At 67.3% G+C, this 19,565-nt stretch carries 16 protein-coding genes and 2 pseudogenes; 9 read left to right on the plus strand and 9 right to left on the minus strand.

From position 1 onward, the window contains the following. Positions 1-35 precede the first annotated feature (35 nt). The gene (locus OG787_RS45950) at positions 36-1,217 is read right to left on the minus strand and encodes a Gfo/Idh/MocA family protein (protein ID WP_405539413.1); all 1,182 of its coding nucleotides are present in this window, start codon (positions 1,215-1,217) and stop codon (positions 36-38) included. Positions 1,218-1,402: 185 nt separating this feature from the next. Here OG787_RS45950 and OG787_RS45955 point away from each other — a divergent pair, with 185 nt between their 5' ends. The 5 genes and pseudogenes from OG787_RS45955 to OG787_RS45975 all read left to right on the plus strand — a co-directional run. Beyond that, entirely contained in the window at positions 1,403-2,440 is a 1,038-nt protein-coding gene (locus tag OG787_RS45955) for a LacI family DNA-binding transcriptional regulator (protein ID WP_405539414.1), read from the plus strand. A gap of 454 nt (positions 2,441-2,894) precedes the next feature. Further along, positions 2,895-3,986, plus strand: a complete 1,092-nt coding sequence (locus OG787_RS45960; protein WP_405539416.1) for a sugar ABC transporter substrate-binding protein — start codon at positions 2,895-2,897, stop codon at positions 3,984-3,986. 96 nt (positions 3,987-4,082) lie between these two features. Further along, entirely contained in the window at positions 4,083-5,147 is a 1,065-nt protein-coding gene (locus tag OG787_RS45965) for an ABC transporter permease (protein WP_405539417.1), read from the plus strand. Between the two features lie 2 nt (positions 5,148-5,149). Then, on the plus strand, positions 5,150-5,941 hold the full coding sequence (locus OG787_RS45970; protein ID WP_405539418.1) for an ATP-binding cassette domain-containing protein: 792 nt from the start codon (positions 5,150-5,152) through the stop codon (positions 5,939-5,941). A gap of 183 nt (positions 5,942-6,124) precedes the next feature. Beyond that, positions 6,125-6,450, plus strand: a pseudogene (locus OG787_RS45975) (IS5/IS1182 family transposase); the annotation flags it as partial. On the opposite strand, the pseudogene OG787_RS45980 reads toward OG787_RS45975, so the two are convergent. Next, a pseudogene (locus OG787_RS45980) lies at positions 6,442-7,231 on the minus strand (transposase); the annotation flags it as partial. The pseudogenes OG787_RS45975 and OG787_RS45980 sit on opposite strands and share 9 nt — an antisense overlap. Before the next feature lie 457 nt (positions 7,232-7,688). Here OG787_RS45980 and OG787_RS45985 point away from each other — a divergent pair. After that, positions 7,689-8,714, plus strand: coding sequence for a helix-turn-helix domain-containing protein (locus OG787_RS45985; RefSeq protein WP_405539419.1), 1,026 nt, complete (start codon positions 7,689-7,691; stop codon positions 8,712-8,714). A gap of 94 nt (positions 8,715-8,808) precedes the next feature. Here the strand turns inward: OG787_RS45985 and OG787_RS45990 are convergent, their stop codons facing one another. Then, entirely contained in the window at positions 8,809-9,786 is a 978-nt protein-coding gene (locus tag OG787_RS45990) for an alpha/beta hydrolase (RefSeq protein WP_405539420.1), read from the minus strand. After that, on the minus strand, positions 9,783-10,046 hold the full coding sequence (locus OG787_RS45995) for a hypothetical protein (protein WP_405539421.1): 264 nt from the start codon (positions 10,044-10,046) through the stop codon (positions 9,783-9,785). The genes OG787_RS45990 and OG787_RS45995 overlap by 4 nt, the downstream gene beginning before the upstream one ends. A gap of 473 nt (positions 10,047-10,519) precedes the next feature. Here OG787_RS45995 and OG787_RS46000 point away from each other — a divergent pair, with 473 nt between their 5' ends. The 3 genes from OG787_RS46000 (at position 10,520) to OG787_RS46010 (ending at position 13,690) form a co-directional block, all read left to right on the plus strand. Beyond that, positions 10,520-12,205 carry a class I adenylate-forming enzyme family protein gene (locus tag OG787_RS46000; RefSeq protein WP_405539423.1) on the plus strand — a complete coding sequence of 562 codons (1,686 nt, stop codon included), beginning with the start codon at positions 10,520-10,522 and terminating at the stop codon, positions 12,203-12,205. Next, complete coding sequence (locus OG787_RS46005; RefSeq protein ID WP_405539425.1) at positions 12,202-12,663, plus strand: hypothetical protein; 462 nt, start codon at positions 12,202-12,204, stop codon at positions 12,661-12,663. The genes OG787_RS46000 and OG787_RS46005 overlap by 4 nt, the downstream gene beginning before the upstream one ends. A gap of 67 nt (positions 12,664-12,730) precedes the next feature. Further along, positions 12,731-13,690: an alpha/beta fold hydrolase gene (locus OG787_RS46010; RefSeq protein ID WP_405539426.1), complete on the plus strand. Its 960-nt coding sequence runs from the start codon at positions 12,731-12,733 to the stop codon at positions 13,688-13,690. A gap of 166 nt (positions 13,691-13,856) precedes the next feature. Here OG787_RS46010 and OG787_RS46015 read toward each other — a convergent pair whose 3' ends face one another. From OG787_RS46015 to OG787_RS46035, 5 genes are all read right to left on the minus strand, one after another. Further along, positions 13,857-14,552, minus strand: coding sequence for an NAD-dependent epimerase/dehydratase family protein (locus OG787_RS46015; protein WP_405539428.1), 696 nt, complete (start codon positions 14,550-14,552; stop codon positions 13,857-13,859). A gap of 97 nt (positions 14,553-14,649) precedes the next feature. Beyond that, positions 14,650-15,807 carry an MFS transporter gene (locus OG787_RS46020; protein WP_405539429.1) on the minus strand — a complete coding sequence of 386 codons (1,158 nt, stop codon included), beginning with the start codon at positions 15,805-15,807 and terminating at the stop codon, positions 14,650-14,652. A gap of 100 nt (positions 15,808-15,907) precedes the next feature. Beyond that, positions 15,908-16,717 (minus strand): ABC transporter ATP-binding protein, encoded by an 810-nt coding sequence (locus tag OG787_RS46025; protein ID WP_405539430.1) that lies wholly within the window; start codon positions 16,715-16,717, stop codon positions 15,908-15,910. Beyond that, positions 16,707-18,452: a dipeptide/oligopeptide/nickel ABC transporter permease/ATP-binding protein gene (locus OG787_RS46030; RefSeq protein ID WP_405539432.1), complete on the minus strand. Its 1,746-nt coding sequence runs from the start codon at positions 18,450-18,452 to the stop codon at positions 16,707-16,709. Before OG787_RS46030 ends, OG787_RS46025 begins: the two co-directional genes overlap by 11 nt. Next, on the minus strand, positions 18,442-19,482 hold the full coding sequence (locus OG787_RS46035) for an ABC transporter permease (RefSeq protein WP_405539433.1): 1,041 nt from the start codon (positions 19,480-19,482) through the stop codon (positions 18,442-18,444). The genes OG787_RS46030 and OG787_RS46035 overlap by 11 nt, the downstream gene beginning before the upstream one ends. Positions 19,483-19,565 lie beyond the last annotated feature (83 nt).

A 19,565-nucleotide genomic window follows, 5' to 3' on the forward strand; every position in this document is an offset into this window, starting at 1 on the left:
GGTGACGGCGGTGCGGGCGGGAGAGGCGGGGACCCTCACTGGACGGTGACGGCCTTGCCGCCGGCGTCGGCGGAGGCGACGATCGCGTCGATGACACGCAGGTTGTGCAGCCCCTCGGCGAGGGTGGGGCAGGACGGCAGCCGGTCCAGGCCCGCGATCTGCTCCAGGAAGGCCCGCGCCTGCCAGACGAAGAACTCGTGCTGGCCGTGGCCCACGCTCGGGAAGTCCATGGGCAGACCGCCGGCGACGTAGGGATGGCCGGGGCCGACCACCACCCGCCGGTAGCCGTCCACCGGGTCGGAGGCCGCCGAGTCCACGATGGTGAACTCCGCCGGACGCGACAGTTCGAAGGTGGCCGCGCCGCCCTTGGTGAACACCTCGAAGCCCAACGAGTTGGCCAGACCACGGGCGATGCGCGAGACGGAGAAGGTGCCGACGGCTCCGGAGGCGAAGGTCGCGGTGAAGGTGGCGATGTCGTCGTTCTCGACGGGCTCGCGTTCCTGGCCGACCTGGACGTCGGACGAGTGGCCCACCGCGGTGCCCAGCGGCACCGGCCGCTCCTGCACCTGGGTGGACAGCACGGCGCCCTGGACGCTCTGCACCGGGCCGCAGAAGTACTCGCCGAGATCGATGAGGTGGCTGCCGATGTCGGACAGTGCCCCGGAGCCGGGTCCGCCCCGGTAGCGCCAGCTGATCGGTGCGTCGGGGTTGTGGCCGTAGTCGCACCAGTAGTGTCCGTTGAAGTGCTGGACCGGGCCGAGCGAGCCTTCCCGCACCTGCTGCCGGACGGCGTTGACGGCGGGGGAGCGGCGGAAGGTGAAACCGGTGGCCGCCACCAGGCCGGTGCCCTCGGCCGCGGCCACCATGGCCTGCGCGTCGGCCACGCTCGGCGCGAGCGGCTTCTCGCACAGCACGTGCTTGCCTGCCGCCAGCAGGGCCTCGACTATCTCGCGGTGCAGGTGGTTGGCGACCACGACGCTGACCGCGTCGATGTCGTCGGCCTCGACGATCGCGCGCCAGTCGGTCTCCGCGCGTTCGAAGTCGTAGCGGCGGGCGGCGTCCTGGGCGAAGGGCTCGTGGGCGTCGGCGACGGCGACCAGACGGACCTCGGGCAGCCCGGCGCCGTACAGGGTCGCGGCCTGCCGGTAGCCGTTGAGATGGGCCCGGCCCGCCATTCCGGCCCCGATGACCGCGACCCCGATCGGCCTTGTGCTCATGGTGGTTCCTCTCCGGCGCGTCTCCGCGCCGTGCCTAGGGGGACTCGGGGACGAGCGCCACTGGTCCCGGTTCCGTCCCGGGTTCAGTCAGCCAAGACCTCGCTTAAAACGCTTTAAGTTCTGGTACTATCAGCGGCGTCACAGACAGATGTCAAGGGTGTTGCCGCAAGTCTCCGGGAGGTTGTGTGGATGAGCTCGGTTCCGTTGCCCCCGCGGGTGGCAACGGCGCGATTCCGCGCCCTCGGCTGGAAGACGTTGCCGCACGCGTCGGCCTGTCCACGGCGTCGGTCTCGCTGGTGCTGCGCAACGTGCCCGGTCCCAGCGAGCGCACCCGGCAGCGCGTACTCAAGGCGGCGGCCGACCTCGGCTACCGCCCCGACCGCACCGCCAGTGCCCTGGCCAGCAGGCGCAGTCGGCTGCTCGGAGTCATGATCGACGTCCACAGCGCCTTCCAGGCCGAGCTGGTCGAGCACCTGCATACGGCCGCCGAGGAGGTCGGCTACGACCTCGTCCTGAGCACCCAGACCCGGACCCGCGACGAGAACACCGCCATCGAGACGCTGCTCGCCTTCCGCTGCGAGGCGCTGATCCTCCTCGGTCCGGTGGCCCCCGTCTCCGTCCTCGCCGACCTCGACCGCAAGGCGCCCGTCATCTCGTTGGGTCGCCGGATCGCCGGAGCCGATCTCGACGTCGTGCGCAGCGCTGACGACGATGGTGTCGGCCAGATCGTCGACCACCTAGTGGGTCTTGGCCACCGCGCGATTGTCTACGTCGACGGTGGCAAAGGGGTGATCGCCACCGACCGGCGCCGTGGGTACCGGGGTGCCATGCGCCGTCATGGTCTCGACACGCAGATCAGGATCCTCCGCGGGGATCTCACCGAGGAAGCCGGTGGCAAGGCTGGCCGGCATCTCCTTGATGACGGCGATCTGCCGACCGCTGTTGTGACGTTCAACGACCGGAGCGCCATCGGTCTGCTCACGGCCTTCCGGGGGGCCGGCGTCGACGTCCCCGGCGACGTCTCGATCGTTGGCTATGACGACGACACTCTGTCCCGCCTGTCCTGCTTCAACCTGACCACGGTCAGTCAGAACGCCGAGGAGCAGGCCCGTCAGGCCGTCACGGCCGTCGTCGAACGCCTCGATCGCGGCCGCACGGAGCCCCGCGAGATCGTCCTCGCCCCCTCCCTCGTCGTTCGCGGGACCACGGCACAGCCGCGCTGACCTTTTCTGAACCGCTCTGCGCAGGTGGCCGTGGCGTGTCTCGCCTGCCGTGGGACCACGGTCGCGCAGGCGTCAAATATGTGGCCGATGCAGCTTTCGCGGTTGATAACGGAACAGCGTGCATTTTGTGAGCAGACCCTTGACACGTATCGGAAACACAAGCATGCTCTGGCCACTGCTTAAAGCGATTTAAAAGATCGCGGAGCCCTTACGTACCGCTCAGTCCGGCGTATCCGTGGTCGGTGCCGGGACACTCCCCGCGACGAGCCGTTCTATTGATCGTCGGCGCCTCTCCGCCGGCCCAAATGAATACCCGGTGCTGCGGACGCGCCGGTTTTCCCCGCGCATTCCGCGCGACCCGGTTCGCGGGCACCCACCGTCGCACAACCACACCCCGAGACCTGCCTGGCCCCGCTCACGCCCCGCCCGGCATCACATGAAGGAGTACCCGCACATGGAACGCACTCAGACCCGGCGGCCGTCCGGTCGTCGTCTCTCCAGAAGAGGCCTGGCCGTGGTGAGCGTGCTCGCCGCGGCGGTGACCGCGCTGACCGGGTGCGCCAGCGGCGAGGCCTCAGGCGGCGATGGGGGCCAGTCGACGGCGACCGCCGGGGGCGGATCGACTGCCAAGGCGAACAGCAGCGGCAAGAACTCGATCTACGTCATTGGCGGCAAGTCTGACGACCCGTTCTTCTCCGCGGTCAAGCGCGGTGTCGAGGACGCGACGAAGCTGGTGAAGGCGGGCGGCGGCAAGGTTACCTACCTCGGCCCGCAGACCTACGACAACCTCGGCCCGGACGTCGCCAAGCTGACGCTGACCGCCATCTCGCAGAACCCCTCGGCGATCCTCGTACCGGACTGGGTGCCCGAGAACCAGGACTCCGCGATCAAGCAGGCCATCTCCAAGGGCATCCCGGTGTTCATCTACAACTCGGGTGGCATCGCGGCGGCCAACCGGGTCGGCGCCGTGAAGTACATCGGGTCGGACGACTATGAGGCGGGCAAGGCCGGCGGCGTCAAATTTGCCGAGGAGGGCGCCAAGAACATCCTGTGCGTCAACACCGTGCCCGGCTCCGCCAACCAGGAAGCCCGCTGCAAGGGCATCAAGGACGGCGCCACGAGCAAGGGCTCCTCGTCCAAGCAGCTTCCCCTGCCCTCGTCCAACTTCGGCAACCCGTCCGCGGTGACGCAGGCGATCAAGGGCGCCCTGCTGAAGGACAGCAGCATCGACGCCGTGGTGACCATCGGCGTCGGGGACGCCGACAGCGCAGCCTCCGCGATCGACCAGGCGAAGGCCGGCGACAAGGTCAAGCTGGGCACGTTCGACCTCTCCCAGAGCCAGCTCGACCGGATCAAGGACGGCAAGCAGCTGTTCGCCATCGACCAGCAGCCGTACCTGCAGGGCTTCTACGTCGTGTCGATCGCCAACCAGTACCTGTCCTACGGCGTGCTCCCGCCGCAGAACCCGCTGCTGACCGGCCCGCTGCTTGTCACCAAGGACAACGTCGACGCGGCCATCGACGGCACCAAGGCCGGCGTTCGCTGATTCACCCACAGGAGAGGTGCCGGCCCCGGGCCCGGCACCTCTCCTCGAGACCCCGACTCGCACCACATCCGGTTCCACGAAGGTGACATGATTCCGATGACAACCTCACTTCCCGACACGACGGCCGAGAAAGAGACCGCTGTCGTTCCCCCGAAGCAGACCGAGAGCCCGCTCGCACAGTTGCGACATCGTCCTGAGGTCGGGGCGCTCATCGGAACGCTGGGCGTGTTCGTCTTCTTCGCGATCTTCGGCGGTGAGAAGTTCCTGGCCCCGGCGGGTGCGGCGAGCTGGCTGAACATCGCCGCCGAACTGGGCATCATCGCGATCCCCGTCGGGCTGCTGATGATCGCCGGTGAGCTGGACGTGTCCGTGGGCTCGGTGCTGGCGGGCAGCTCGATGACCCTGGCCATCGTGTCCGGGCACTGGGGTGCGCCGATGATCGTCGGCATTCTGTGCGCGCTCGCGCTGGGACTGCTGGTCGGCCTGCTCAACGGGATCATCGTCACGCGCACCAACGTGCACTCGCTGGTCGTCACGCTGGCCACCATGTCCGGCCTGGCCGGCCTCACTCTGGGCCTGTCCCGCGTCACCACCGGCACCACCAGCGTGCCCATCAGCCCGGACCCCGTCTCGAAGTCGGTGTTCGGCCAGCTGATCGGCGGCCAGTTCGAGGTCGCGATCTTCTGGTGGCTCGGCATCGCGGCCGTCGTCACCGTGGTGCTGCAGATGATGAAGTACGGCAACTGGATCTTCGCCATCGGCGGTGACAAGGACAGCGCCCGCGCCAACGGCATCCCGGTCGACAAGGTGAAGATCGCCCTCTACATGGCCAGCGGGCTCGGCGCGGCCCTGGTCGGAGTGATCCAGACCATCCTCTACAACGGCGCCCAGGTCGCCAACGGCCAGTCCTTCGTCTTCAACTCCATCATCGCCGTGGTCATCGGCGGCGTGCTGCTGACCGGCGGTTACGGCTCGGTCGTCGGTGTCGTGCTCGGCACCCTGACCTTCGCCATCGTCAACCAGGGCATCTACTACACCGGTTGGAACTCCGACTGGGCCAGCCTGATCCTCGGCATCCTCATCCTCACGGCGGTGCTGATGAACAACACCTTCCGCCGGCTCGCCCTGTCCTACAAGCCCCGCACCGCGAAGAAGGCCTGACCATGACCGCACCCGTTCTCCGCCTGGACGGCATCAGCAAGTCCTTCCTCGGCACCAACGCGCTGCAGGACATCTCCCTCGAAGTGAACGCCGGGAAGGTGCTGTGCCTGCTCGGCGACAACGGCGCCGGCAAGTCCACCCTCATCAAGATCATGTCCGGGTTCCACAAGCCCACCACCGGCACCGTCGAGGTCGACGGCGAACCAGTCGTCTTCGACAGCCCCCGCGACGCAAGCGCCCGGGGCATCGCCACCGTGCACCAGTTCGGCGGCACATTCCCGCTGATGGGCGTCGGGCGCTGCTTCTTCGTCGGTGCCGAACCCACCAAGGGCTTCGGCCCCTTCAGGCTGTTCGACAAGAAGCTGGCCGGCGAGATCGCCGTACGCGAAATGCAGTCCCTCGGCATCACTCGTGTCACGGACGGCAGCCGCCTCGTGGGCAGCCTGTCCGGCGGTGAGCGCCAGGCCCTGGCCATCGCCCGCGCCGTCTACTTCGGCGCGAACGTCCTGATCCTCGACGAACCGACGGCGGCGCTGGGCGTCAAGGAAGCCGCCCACGTCCTGCGGATCGTCATGCAGGCCCGCGCCAAGGGCGTCGCCGTCATCCTCGTCACCCACAACGTCCGCCACGCCATGATGGTCGGCGACCACTTCGCCGTCCTCATCCGCGGCCAGAAGGCAGACGACTTCCGCAAGGGCGAACGCACCCGGGAAGAGATCACCGACCTCATGGCCGGCGGCGAAGCGATGGCCGACCTCGAGGCCGAACTCGCGCAGCTGGAGGCAGGCGCCTGATCGTCCCGCGGTGCGGTGCGCGACCGCACCGCGGAACGGGCGCTACCTCCTTCTCCTACACCACGGTCTGTTCATCCTCCTCACCGCATCGCGGTGGAGCGGCGGACGACGTCCAATGGCGACCTGGACCTGGACGCCCTGCCGGACGAGGCGTTTGCGGCGCTGAGCCGCTGCCGTACGGTCGTCGCCGACAGCGTCGGCGGCATCCACCTGCTGTCCCGCACCGCTGCCACGAACCCCCGTGTGACCAAGGGATGGGCTGACACCGGCTACCGAACGAAAGCCATCGACCACGGCGCCCGCCTCGGTATCGACGTGGAAGTCATCCAACGCGACCCCGGCGTCAAATGATTCAAGATGATCCTCCGACGTTGGGTGGTAGAGCGGACCATGACCCAACCGGCCGGGTCATGGACCACCGCCGACTCGCCCGCGAGACACACCCCCATCGCTCCGAAGCCAAAATCCACGTCACGATGATCGACTTCCCAACGACGTTGTCAAGGTAGTGCTGTGACAGGTGGTATGGCTTGATAGCACCGTCTGTCACTCAGGAGTGTCCAGAGGACGTTGACGCGGCGGCGGGCGAGTGTACGCACGGCCTGGGGGTGCCGTTTGCCTTCCGCTCTTTTGCGATCGTGGAACCTACGGGACTCCGCGCAGGTGCGGATGCTGATGAGGGCGGACGTGTAGAAGACGCGTTGGAGTCCGCGGTGATAGCGCTTCGGGCGATGGAGGTTGCATCTGACACGGTCGTCGTGGCGCGGGAGCGAGGCCGGCGAAACCCGCCAGCCGTTCGGGAGCGGCGAAGAAGCTCATGTCCCCGCTGGTGGCCGCCAGAAATTCCGCTCCGAGCAGAGGGCCCATTCCGGGCAGGCTGGCAATCACTGGGGCGCGTTGGTGCTCGCGAAACCGGCTTTCGATGAGTTTGTCGACCTCGGCAATCTCCTTGTTGACGGTTATCACTGCCGCTCGGCGGTCTCGAACGCGGAACGCGCCAGTGCGGAGGCACCGCGGACCTTACGGTTGCGCAGCCACGACTCCAGACGGTTCGCCCCCATGCGGCGGATCGTCGCTGGGGCCTGGTATCCGGTCAGCAGTACCAACGGGCTGGCGTTGGGTCAGTTCCAGAGCGCGTTCGAGTACGGGAAAGATAGCCGTCAGCGTTCCGCGGAGCCGGTTGATGACACGGGTACGGTCGCAGACCCAGTCGATGCGGCGGGCAGTGCACAGCTTCAGCTCCACCGTGGCCTCGTCCCGTGGACGCAAGGGGTTCAGGTCATGGCGCATAGGAACCTAGTGGGCGTGCCGTCAGACGGAACAAGGGTTGCTCGCTTCGTGTGTTAATACCCAGCCTGACCCAGGGGGTGCCCCCTTTCCTGATTTCCTGATTGAGTAGCACGTACGGCAACCCTGCCACAGCGCAGACCGCAGACGAGTTTCTGCTCCGCCCGTCGGCTTGCGGGAACGGGAATCCAATCGACTGGTCCCCTGGATGGTCCGATGTGCTCCGTCGCTATTCTTGGATTGTGGTAGTGGTCCCGAGCCGGACCTGGCTGGCGGCGATCGTCAGGATGGGACTCAAGCGGGTCTGCGACGATCACCGCCGCTGCAGGCGGTGGCTGTGCGAGCAGCACGGGTAATCCTCAGCGCCGCCTGAGAAGGCGGGCGGAAGAAAGGAGCAGCCATGAGGGAGCTTCTAGGACGTCTCTCGGCGCTCGACCCCGACGCGGAGAACGCGGTTCGGGTGATCGATTTCTTCGACGCACTCGTCGCAGCTCATTCGGGCCTCGACGGCCTGATCCGAGGTGCGGCCGTGCTGGCGGGTGTGCCGGCCGGGCTGGACGAGGCTGATCGTCACATCCGGCTGCGCATCGGCCCCGATGGGCAGCGTCTCGATCCGGTACCACTGCGGGACACCTGGGCCATGACCAGCCTGGGGGACTCCGGGACCGCGCGGGTCTGGATCGAGCGGACCTCGGGCCTGAGCGGTTCGGATGCGATGATCCTTGAGCGTCTGTCCGCCGGTGTTCAGCTGGTGCTGGATCGTACGCGGACCAAGTCCGCCTTCAGGGACCCTGCCCTCGTGGAGGTCCTTCTGGACGGGAACGCCACGGACGCGGTACGGCGTGACGCGGCCCGCAAGCTCGGTATGCCCGACCAGATGAAGGCTCGCGTCGTCGCCACGCTGCCCATCGGTGCCGAAGTGGAAGAGAGCGGCGCTGTCGACTGGTTGCCGTCCGCTCTCCTGCGCTGGCACACGCGCATGGGGCGAGTGGGAGCCAGCATCGTCCCCGTGACCCGGGACTGGACTGGTGACGCCGACACGCTGGTGCGGGCCGGCATCGGCCCGGTCACGGGTCTGACCGGGCTGCCCAAGGCGTGGCAGGCCGCGTTTGACGTCCTTCGGCTGACTGCCGCCGGCACGCTGGAAGACCCTGGGCCGCGCCAACTGCGGCACGACACCATCGGTGGGCTGGCTCTGCTTCCCCGGTTGACGGACCGCGAGATCGCCGAGATCGACGATGTGCGTGCGCTGGAGTCGGCCGAGCGCCTCGGGCCGTGGACCTTCACGGTGCTGGAGGCCATCACGAGCCACAAGAGCCTTCGGCAAGCTGCGTCCTCACTGCACATGCACCACTCCACGCTCAGTGAACGCCTGCGGCAGCTCGAGTTGGAACTCGGTTATTCGTTCGACGCTCCGGAAGGACGTGGTCGCCTCTACATAGCACTCGCACTGCGCCGCCTGCAGCGCAGCAGCAACCTTCCTTGATCGTGGGAAACCGCCCCGTCCATGCCGGTCAATGTGCCCGCGGACACCCGGGGGAGGGCGTTTCCCCGGGCGCATCGACCTGACATCGCAGAGGTCAGAGACTGAGCAGACGGTGCAGCCAGTCCGTGCGGGCGGCCTGGGCCGCCTGCGACACGGCCGCCTGGGGGAAGATCGTGTCGAAGCCGTGGACCCCGCCCGGCCAGATGTGCAGTTCGGCGGAGCCGCCTGCCTGCCAGATGCGGCTGGCGTAGTCGACGGCCTCGTCGCGGAACACCTCGACCTCGCCCACGTCGATGAAGGCCGGGGGCAGGCCGGACAGGTCGGTCTCCCTGGCCGGCGCCGCGTAGGTGGAGACATCGGGGCCGCCCCGTCGGTCTCCCAGCAGCGCGTTCCATCCCGTGAGGTTGGAGGTACGGTCCCACACGCCCTCGCCCTCAAGCATGTAGCTCGACGGCGTCTCGTTCCGGTCATCGAGCATCGGGCATACCAGAAGCTGGCCGGCCAGCGTGGGCCCTGCGTGGTCGCGGGCCATGAGGGCGACGCCGGCGGCGAGGCCGCCTCCCGCGCTGGCACCGCTGATGAGTAGACGGTTCGGATCGATACCGAGTTCTTCGGCGTGCTCGCCCACCCAGAGCAGACCTGCGTAGCAGTCCTCGACGGGCGCCGGATCGGGGTGCTCCGGCGCCAGCCGATACTCCACCGACACCACGATCAGACCGAACTCCACCGCCCAGTCCAGGTACGGCTCGATCCCCGAACGGTTGCTGCCTACCACCATGCCCCCGCCGTGGGTGTGGAAAATAGCCGCGGTCGGCGCCGTCAGAACCGTGGGGCGGCATACGAGAACGGAGATGTCGGGGGAGTCCGGCGGGCCGGGAACCGTCAATTCGTGGAACTCCAGGGTGCCGCCGCGACGCAGGTCCTCGTCCGAGGCGGTGGCCATCATCTGCGCACGGCGCAGGTCTTCTATTCCGTCCGGCGTTACGGTGACGACAGCGCTGTCGCCGAGGAGAGCCAGTCCAGCGGCGATCTCCGGGTCGATTGGCGGGCGTACGGGCTGTACAGCGGTCATGGAGACTCCTGTGTCACTTCCTGCGAACGGCCGGTCCCCAGATTCTCGTTGGTATGCCGCAGCAACTTGCATTCCAGTTGGTGGACAAACCCGGCCTTGGCCAGCCGTATGGCCAGGAGGGCTTCTCGGACGGGGCTGATCACCGGGGGCTCGACGAAATCCCAGCACGGGCGGTCATCACTCGCGGGATCGATTTCCGGACCGCTGTAGACGAGCTGCAGACGTCGAAGCCCATGTCGTGCGGAGCTGATGAGTAGCATCTTTTCTACCGTGCCGCTCCCCCGCCATAGACCTGTGCGCCAACTTCAGCCACCTTGCTGACGCCCTACCGGTGCAATGCCAGACCCGCCGGGCGACGAAGGGAGAGAGGGGAGAGAGGCGAACGCACATCAGATCACGAACGCACATCAGATGACGAACAGGCATCCGCACCTCGGCACGACCGTGACGCACTCCACGCGGTGAGCTCTTCCGTCGCCGTCCGGATCTGGTGTCCACTTGTCCGGCGTTCGACCCTCCTACCCCAGCTCACGCTCGGATGCCGACACGATCACTTGACGGTACTGGCGGCGAACGGCTCTGGCCGTGTGCTGCCACGCGGAACGGCCCCTACCGGCGGGGCGCGCGAGCCCTCATGATGCCGCTGCCGCTCGCAGTCACCCGGTCGAGCGTCGCCATCCCCAGTCTGTGGGCCACCGCCGGTCCACCCCCAGCTTGGAGGAGGTCTCCTTCAGTGAGCCGTACGAACACACAGGATTTGGCCCATAGCGTCTCCGGATCTGCCACTCCCCCGGACAAGTACGAGGTGGCACGCCAGTGGGAACAGGTGCGCGCCACAATCGAGGCCGTCGAGACTCCGGAGAACATGGGCGCCCTGGTCGACCGCGCCGAGAGGCTCTACGGACAACACCTCGCGTGGTCGTTCTTCGAGAGGGGGGAACAGCTCACCTTCTCCGAGGTGGCGATCGCCTCGCGGAAGGCTGCCAACGCACTCCGGTCACAGGGGATAGCCCGCGGGTCCCGCGTCGCGATGATGGTCCCCAACAGTGCGATCTATCTGTCCACCTGGCTCGGCCTCGCCCGGCTGGGGGCAGCGCTGGTTCCGGTCAACGGACGTTACACATCACGGGAACTGGCGCATGTTCTGAAAACCAGCGGCGCGGAGATGCTGATCATCGATCCGGAGTTCCGTCCTCTGGTGGACGAGATCGCCGACGCCGACCTGACCGTGCCACGCGACGGGATCCTCCTGTCGGCCAACGGCGACGAAGAATGCTGGGAACGCATCGTCGACACGGCTTCGGACGAGTTCACCCCCTCCGTCGAAGTGCACGGGGACGACATCCTCAATGTCCAGTTCACCTCCGGCACCACGGGCTTTCCCAAGGGCTGTCTGCTTCCGCAGCGTTACTGGACCAATGCGGCAGTCACCTGGGGTGAATACACCGCCGGTGTGACGATCGACCGATTCCTCTGCAATCAGATGCTGTTCTACGTGGACGGCCAGTTCAACGCGGCTTTCTGTCTCTACCGCGGTGCCACCTTCTATTGCTGCGCCAAGCCGAGCAGTTCCAGATTCCTCGGCTGGGTCCGGGACTTCCGTATCAACTCCGTTTTCTATTTCGATCCCCTGTTCAAAGCTCCGCCGACCGAAAACGACGCAGCCAACGACCTGAACCTCCTTCACATCTTCGGGTTCAATCCCTCGCGTCACCAGGAACTCCAGGAGCGCTACGGCGCACCGGCCAGAGAGTCCTTCGGGATGAGTGAGTTCGCGCCGTCGCTGCTCATGCCCCTCGACGCGGATGTCATGGTCGGATCCGGCTCGTGCGGACTTCTGGCTCCTTTCACCGAAGCCCGCCTGGTCGACGACCAGGGCAACGACGTCGAACGAGGGGCCAAGGGTGAGCTCGTTGTGCGGTCGCCGGCCATGATGAAGGGATACGTCAACAACCCCGAAGCCACTGCCGAGACGCTCAAGGACGGCTGGCTGCACACCGGTGACCTGTTCCGGCAGGACGACGCCGGATTCTTCTACATTGTCGGCCGGAAGAAAGACATGATCCGCCGCAACGCCGAGAACGTCGCGTGCGCCGAGGTCGAGGCGGTGCTGCGGCTGCACCCCCAGGTCCTGGAGGCGGCAGTCGTGGCCGTGCCGGACGAAGTGATGGGCGAGGAGATCAAGGCATACCTCCAGCTGCGGCCCGATGCCGTGTCCCAGCGGACTGAACCGGCCATGGTACTGGCGTTCTGCTCCGACCACCTGGCCTCCTTCAAGATTCCCCGGTACGTCGCCTTCGTCGATGCCTTCCCGATGACCGAATCCGCGCGCGTGGCGAAGAAGGAACTGATCAAGGGGTCCCCGGACTTGCGTGTGGGTGCCTATGACCGGGTGGCGGGACAGTGGATCACCTCATGAGCAGCACACCATCGAATCCGGCGAAGCCATCGAAACTGGAAGACTTTCCGGGGCTGGTCGGCGAGGAGTTCGTCGGCGACTGGTTCACGCAGTCCCCGGAACGGCAGCAGCAGTTCTACCTGGGCACTTACCTGGACAAGACCTACGGCGAGTCGATGGACCCGGAGTATCCCGAGGGACTCGTCGAGGGCTTCAACCAGCTGGGGCTCCTCGACTACCTCTCCGCGGAGATCATCGGTCGCTGGCACGGATACAACTACGGCCTGGACCGCGTTCGTTTCCTGACGCCTTTGACGGTCCGAGACCGGATCAGGCTGCGGTTGCGAGTGGAAACCGTGGCCGAGCGCGGCGACGGTTTTCTCGTGAAGTACGACAGCACGCTGGAAATCGAGGATAATCCCAAGCCTGCGATGGTCGCCCAGTGGCTGGTTCTCCTGCTTCCGGTCCACTGTCTGTAACCGAGAGTGCATCCCGAAAATATCCGCACCGCCCCCACTTCGGAATCTATATCAGGAGGAAATTCTTATGGCGCACCAGAAGGATTTCGTCACCACTAACGACAATGTGAATCTTGAGTACATCGACACGGGCGAAGGCCCTGTCATCGTCATGATTCCCGGCGGTGTGGGCGGGCCTCCCGAAATCTACGATTCGTTGATCGAAAATCTCAGCAGGGATCACCGAACCGTGTGCGTCGGCTCACGCGGAACCGGCCTTTCCGGCCGCCCCGACTGGGGATTCAATGTCTTCCGCCATGCCAGGGACATCTACGACACGATCACCGCACTGGACCTGGAGGGCGTCACGCTGTTCGGCTATTCGGGTGGTCAGGACATTGTTTTCGCCTATTACGAGATCTTCCGCGGCGAGCGGGTGTCCAAGCTGATCCTGGGTGACAATCCGCCGGCGAACGTGTTCCACCCCGAGTGGTCCAAGGAAAGGATCCTGAACTCCGGCTCATACGCTACTCCTGAACAGTGGTACACCTTCTGTAAAATGGTGGGCGACACGTCGCTCCTGGCATTGCAGACGAGTGAGGGTGCCGAGGCGGTCAACGGTGACCACATGATCGAAATGTGCGTCAGTCATGGTGGCCAGGATTGGATGGGGCTTTGCGGCGCCATCGAGATCCCTTCCTTGATTATTCGGGGAAAAACCTCCAACAACGGCACCGAGCGAGGAGCGAAATGGATGAACTGGGCCATCAAGGGCTCTCGGCTGGCCATCATCGAAGGTGACCACATGACGGCCATGCAGGGCGACGGAATCAACGATGTGATTCGAGATTTCATCGCCACCGGCGACAAGTCATTCGAGGCGGACCGTTCGGCCGCGCTGTCCGACACCACCGCATTTGATGAGCCTTTCGATGAGGATGCCCCGATCAAGAGCTGTGCCGCATCAGATCTGGAAATGCTGGAGCAGATGATCGCCGGCGGCCAGCTGCCCGGCAGCCCAATGGAGAACGTCCAGGCCACGGAGTGACCGGCCGCTCCACCGAAGCTGTTCCGGCGTCACGCTGAACTGAGGCGTGGTGAAGGATGACGACGGCCTTCACCCTGCCGGTGATCCGGCGGCCGGTGCCGGGCCGCTCCGGGCAGGGCCGGAGATGCCCGCGACGCGGTGCCCGTACCCGCTACGGCGCCCTTGATCACCTCCGCCGCACAGCTCCCGCAGGAGCGGGAGCGCCGAGGCGGTTGATGTCGCGGCTGTAGAGCACCGTAGGGCCGCCGCCGTCGAGTCCGACGACGGCGATCATCGCGCGCCCCAGGTGCTCGGTCGTTGTCACATGACCGGGCGCCAGCCTGTTCAGGAGGGGGTACAGCCACGACGTGAGCCGGTAGGTCCAGCGATAGGCGGCTGTCTTCGAGACGGCGCCGGCCCGCGGCTGGATGTATCCGGGGCGGAACATGTAGGCGTGGAACGGGATCGCCAGCAGTTCGTTCTCGGTACGCCCCTTGACCCTGGCCCACATCGAACGGCCCGTTTCCGAGCTGTCGGTCCCCTCGCCCGATACGTAGGTGAAGGTCAGGGCAGCGTTGTCCACGATCATGGCCCGTGCGGCGGCCAGGGTGTAGTCATGCGTGATCCGGGTGTACTCTTCCTCGCTGCGACCCGATGCGGAGACACCGAGGCAGTAGAAACAGGCGTCTGCATCCTCGAACTCCCGGCGGATCACCGTGAAGTCGGTGAAGTTCGCGTGGATGATCTCGCGGACCTTCCGGTGGACCACGTTCAGCGGCGTGCGTCCGACGACCAGGATGTCGTCGACGCTGCGGTCCAGAAGGCAGGCGCGCAGTACGCCCTGCCCCACCATCCCGGACGCTCCGAAGATGACCACACGCATGACTGCTCCCGTGAGTTGGACGAACGCAGGAGGTCCGGTGCCGGAGACCGGGCCCCGTCCGCGCCCGGCGGACGATGTCCGGTCCAGCGTGCCAGAGTCAGCCGCTCGGCGACCGTCGTGCGACGGGGTCGGCGAACAGCGGGGTCTGCCGGAACGTCCGGCTGAGGAGCGCGGTGGTTCCCCACGTCGTGACGGCCGAGGTGAGGAGCACGAGACCCAGGGCGGAGACCGAGTCGATCGCGATGCCGAGCAGGCCCACCACGAGCGCGGGCGCACCGGCGGCAACATAGCTGAGCAGGAAGAACCGGTCGAGGCCCGAGGGCAGCTCGGCCCGGACGGCGGACACCAGCCGGAGGCCGCCGAGGAAGCCTGCTCCGAGGCCGCACCCGATCGCGACCACGGCGACCACGACGAGGGGTGTCGAGCCCGTCCAGAGTCCGGCCGCGAGGAGTGAGGCACCGAGGGTCGAGGCGACCGTACCCGCGAACGCGAGAGGGACCCGTGAGCCGCTGGGCAGCAGGCGCCCGATGCCGAGCTGCGTGCCGAGGGCCATGGTCATCACCGAGGTGACAAGGACCGGAGCCAGCCACTGCGGCGCGGTCGGCAGGGCGGCCGGGAGCACATTGGTCAGCAGCCCCAGAACCAGCCCCGCACTCGTCCAGGCCGCGACCGAGGAGAGGCACCCGGCCAGAACGGCCCGGCGGCCCTCCCGGGGCGCATCGCGCCAGGCCACCCGCTGCACCGATCGCGCCGACAGCGGGGCTACGGGCAGCCGCACGAAGAACGATGCCGCGAGCACCGCGGCGATCAGTACCACGGCGATTCCGAAGGCACCCGAGGGTTCAGCCCGGTCGAAGGCGATCCAGCACGCGCCGATCGCCGGGCCCACGATTCCGCCGATGAGGGTCGATCCGGCGCTGAGCCCGACGCCCCGCACCGGCGCCGAGTGCAGCGCCAGCGATGACAGGAACACCGAGAGCACGCCGACGACGATCCCCTGCAGGGCACGCGCGACGCCGATGCCGGCCGCGCTCCCGGCGACGGCCGAGAGGATCTCGCCGGCCAGGCAGAGCGCCAGACCTGACCGGAGCAGGACGGCCGGTCTGACGCGTTCCCTGATCCGCCCCGCCGCGAGCAGAGAGGGGACGAGGGTGGCGAAATACGCGGCGTACAGCCAGGACGACACCGTCACGTCGAACCCGAGCGTCGTGGACAGCGCTCCGTAGAGCGACGACGGCAGGTTCGACACCAGCATGACCGTCGTCGTGGGCCACGGCGAGCACGGCGGCGGAAGGGCCGGTCACCCGGCGCGCAGGGAGCGGAGGGACGGTGGTAGCGCTCATCGATCGGAGCCTTCAGTCGAGAGTGAACCCGGGGGACCCCGGAACCGAATCGAGCAGGGTCATCGTGTACGCGTTCCGGGGGTTCAGGAACAGCTCCGACGACGGGGCGACCTCCACCAGCTCGCCGCGGGACATCACGGCGACGTCGTCGCACACCTGATGCACCACGGCGAGGTTGTGCGAGATGAAGAGCATCGTGAGATCGAGCTCGGCCCGCAGCTCCGCGACCAGGGCGAGCACCTCGGCCTGCACCGAGACGTCGAGGGCGGAGGTGATCTCGTCGGCGACGATGAAGGCCGGCTGGACGGCGAGCGCCCGGGCCACGGCGATCCGCTGCCGTTGGCCGCCGGAGAACTCATGCGGATAGCGCCACATCATGTCCGGCGACAGACTGACGCGTTCCAGCCAGTACGCGACGGCGTCGGCATGGCGTCGCACGTCGGCACGGCGGGGTTCGATCGCGCCGGCGATGGACACACCGATCGTCATCCGGGGATCGAGCGACGAGTACGGGTCCTGCGGGATCAGCTGCACGAGCTTGCGCCAGCGCGCGCGGCCGGCGGCGAGTCCATCGGCCAGGTTCACGCCGTCGACCTGCACCGTGCCCGCGGTCGGTGCGACGAGACCGACGATCACCTTGGCGAGGGTCGACTTGCCCGAGCCGCTCTCGCCCACGAGGCCCATGGTCGTTCCACGGCGGATGGCGAGGTCGAGCGACGGAATGACGCGGGCAGCACGCCGGCCATGGCCGTAGCGCACTTCGAGCCCGGTGATCTGCACCATGGCGGGGTCGACCGCGACCGGATCGGCCTCAGTGGGCATCGTTGGTCTCCTTCGTCTCGCTCGCACCGGAGGGGTGCGCGCGTGCGGGCAGCGTCGGGGTGGCCGCCAGCAGAGCCTGGGTGTAGGGGTGCCTCGCCACGCCGGCGCGCAGTTCCGCTCCGGTGAGCGTCTCGATCACTTCCCCCTCGCGCATCACGAGGGTGCGGTCGCAGAGCTCCTCCACCACGCCGAGGTCGTGGGAGATGAACAGCATCGCGGTGCCGCGGGTGCGGTTGATCCGGCGGAACTCCCGAAGAATGTCCGCCTGCACGGTGACGTCCAAGGCGGTGGTCGGTTCGTCGGCGATGATCAGGTCCGGGTCGCTGGCGAGTGCGGTGGCGATCATCGCCCGCTGGCGCATTCCTCCGGAGAGCTCATGGGGATGCTGGTTCAGGCGCTTCTCGGGTTCGGTGATCTGCACGAGGCGTAGCGATTCCAGGATGCGTGCGCGCGCGGCCGGCTTGCTGAGCCCGGTGTGCCGGCGGAGCACCTCGGTGAGCTGCGGACCCAGCCGCAGGGCCGGGTTGAAGGTGGTTCCCGGGTCCTGATAGACGATGCCGATCCGGGTGGCGAGCGACTTCTTGGCGACGGGCCTGCGCAGGTCGAGGTCGTCCAGCCGGAGGGTGGTGGCGCGGCTGTCGAGGCCGCCTGCCAGGAGCTGTGCTATGGCCATGGCGGTGAGCGACTTCCCCGAACCGGACTCGCCGACGACTCCGAGCACCTCACCTCGTTCGATCTGGAACGAGATCCCCTTCACCAGTGCCGTCCCGTCACCGCGGGAGACCACCAGATCGCGCACCTCGAGCAGGGCCTCGGGCGCGGGGATCGAGGGGGTGGGTACGTCGACGACGGGCTTGCGCCGGGCGAAGCCACGAGCGGCGCGGACGTTGAAGCCGGCGGCGAGTCCGTCGCCGATCAGCATCGCTGCGAGGCCGGTGATGACGATCACCGTCACGGGTCCGACGATCTCGATCGGCCGGGTGTAGAGGGTCGGCAAGGCGTCGACGAGCAGGCGGCCGGCGTCGTAGTCGGGCGATTGGACGCCGAGGCCCACGAACGACAGCCCGGAGATCTCGATCAGCGAGGTCGCGAAGGTGCTGGCCGACAGAACCAGCAGCGGTTCGGCCATGTTGGGCAGCAGGTGGGCCCGGACGATCCGCCATGGCGGAGTGCCGAGCAACCGCGCGGTGGCGATGAACTCCCGTTGCGAGAGCGCGCCGGCCATGTTCGCGGTCATGCGGGCGAAGGTGGGTACGCCGGCGATGCCGATCGCGAGGATGGTGGAACTGATTCCCTGGCCGAGGACCGCGGCGATGATGAGCGCGATCAGGAGCCCGGGGTAGGACACGGCGATCTCGATGGCGCGGAGGCCGGTCTCTCTGATGCGGCGCGGCGCCAGCCAGACCAGGGTGCCGAGCAGGATCCCGCCGAGCACGGCGATCGCCGTGGCGGAGACGGTCATCACGAGGGTCAGCCGCACGGCCACCAGCGTGCGGGCGAGCATGTCCCGGCCGAGCGCGTCGGTGCCGAGCGGATGCCCGGGGGAGGAGGGCAGGTTCGCCTCGTCGGTCAGGGTCGATGCGGCGTCGTTCCAGATCAGCGGCGCCACAAGGGCGAGCACCACGAGGATGCCGCCGAGCGCGAGGCCGATGATGAGGCCGGCTGTCCATCGGAAGCGCCGGGGCCTCTTCGGCTGAGGGAGGACGGGGCGACTGATCGCGGACTCAGCGGACATTCTTTCCTCCGAGAGTGCGGGAGTCGACGAGACCGAGGGTGATGTCGACGAAGAGGTTGACAAGGGTGGCGAGGATTCCGAGGACCAGAATGATCCCCTGGATCAGCGGGTAGTCGCGGTTGATGATCGCCGCGACGATCGCCGTGCCGAGGCCGGGCCAGGCGAACACCGTCTCGACGATGATGGTGCCGCCCAGGAGCGAGGTCAGCACGAGGCCGCCGAGGGTGAGCGTGACGGTGAGGATGTTCGGCAGCAGATAGCGCAGGTAGAGCGCGGTCGACGGGATGCGCCATCCGCGGGCGGTGCGGATGTAGTCCTGCTCCATCACCGTCTCGGTCTCCCGGCGAACGACCCGGGCGATCGTACAGACCGGCCCGATCGACAGAGCCACGATCGGCAGGACGGCCGACGCAGCGACATCGCTCCGCGAGAACGCAGGAGGCACGAGCCCGAGGCCGATGGCGAAGGGCACGATCAGGACGGTCGCCAGCACATAGCTCGGTGCGGTGGAGAAGAGTCCGGTGAGCCAGCCGAAGCCCGTGTCGAGCCAGCGATTGCGCCCGCCCCTGGTGAGTACGGCGGTGACCATCCCGAGCGGGATTCCGATCACGAGCACGAGCGCCATCGCGATGAAGGCGAGGGGGGCGGTGAAGGACAGCCGGCCGAGCACGAGATCCCAGACCGGTCGGCCCCACATGAACGAGGTTCCGAGGTCGCCGGTCAGCACGCCGCCGAGGTAGGTGAAGTACTGCTGCCAGAGCGGCAGATCGAGGCCGAGACCGGTGCGGATGGCGTCGATCTCCGCGCTGTTGGCGTTGGGGCCGGCGACGGAGACCGCGGGGTCGCCCGGGATGAGCGGCACGATCAGGAAGGTGATGGTGGTGATCACGAAAAACGCGAGGACCAGTCCGCCCAGGCGGCGGACGGCGAATCCGGCCCACGGCGAGCTGAAGCCGTCGGCGAGGCGCGAGTGCGGTGCTGCCCGTTCGGCGGCGGGCGGTGTCGCATTCACGATGAGAGTCTTCGCCATGAGGGTCTTTCTCCTCGAGTCTGCAGAGTTCTCGAACGGGACTGAGCTGAGTACGGGTGGCGCGTCCTCGGAGGCCGACCGTG

It is taken from the genome of Streptomyces sp. NBC_00075 (assembly GCF_045041225.1).
In the GTDB taxonomy this organism is placed as follows: Bacteria; Actinomycetota; Actinomycetes; order Streptomycetales; family Streptomycetaceae; genus Streptomyces; species Streptomyces adonidis.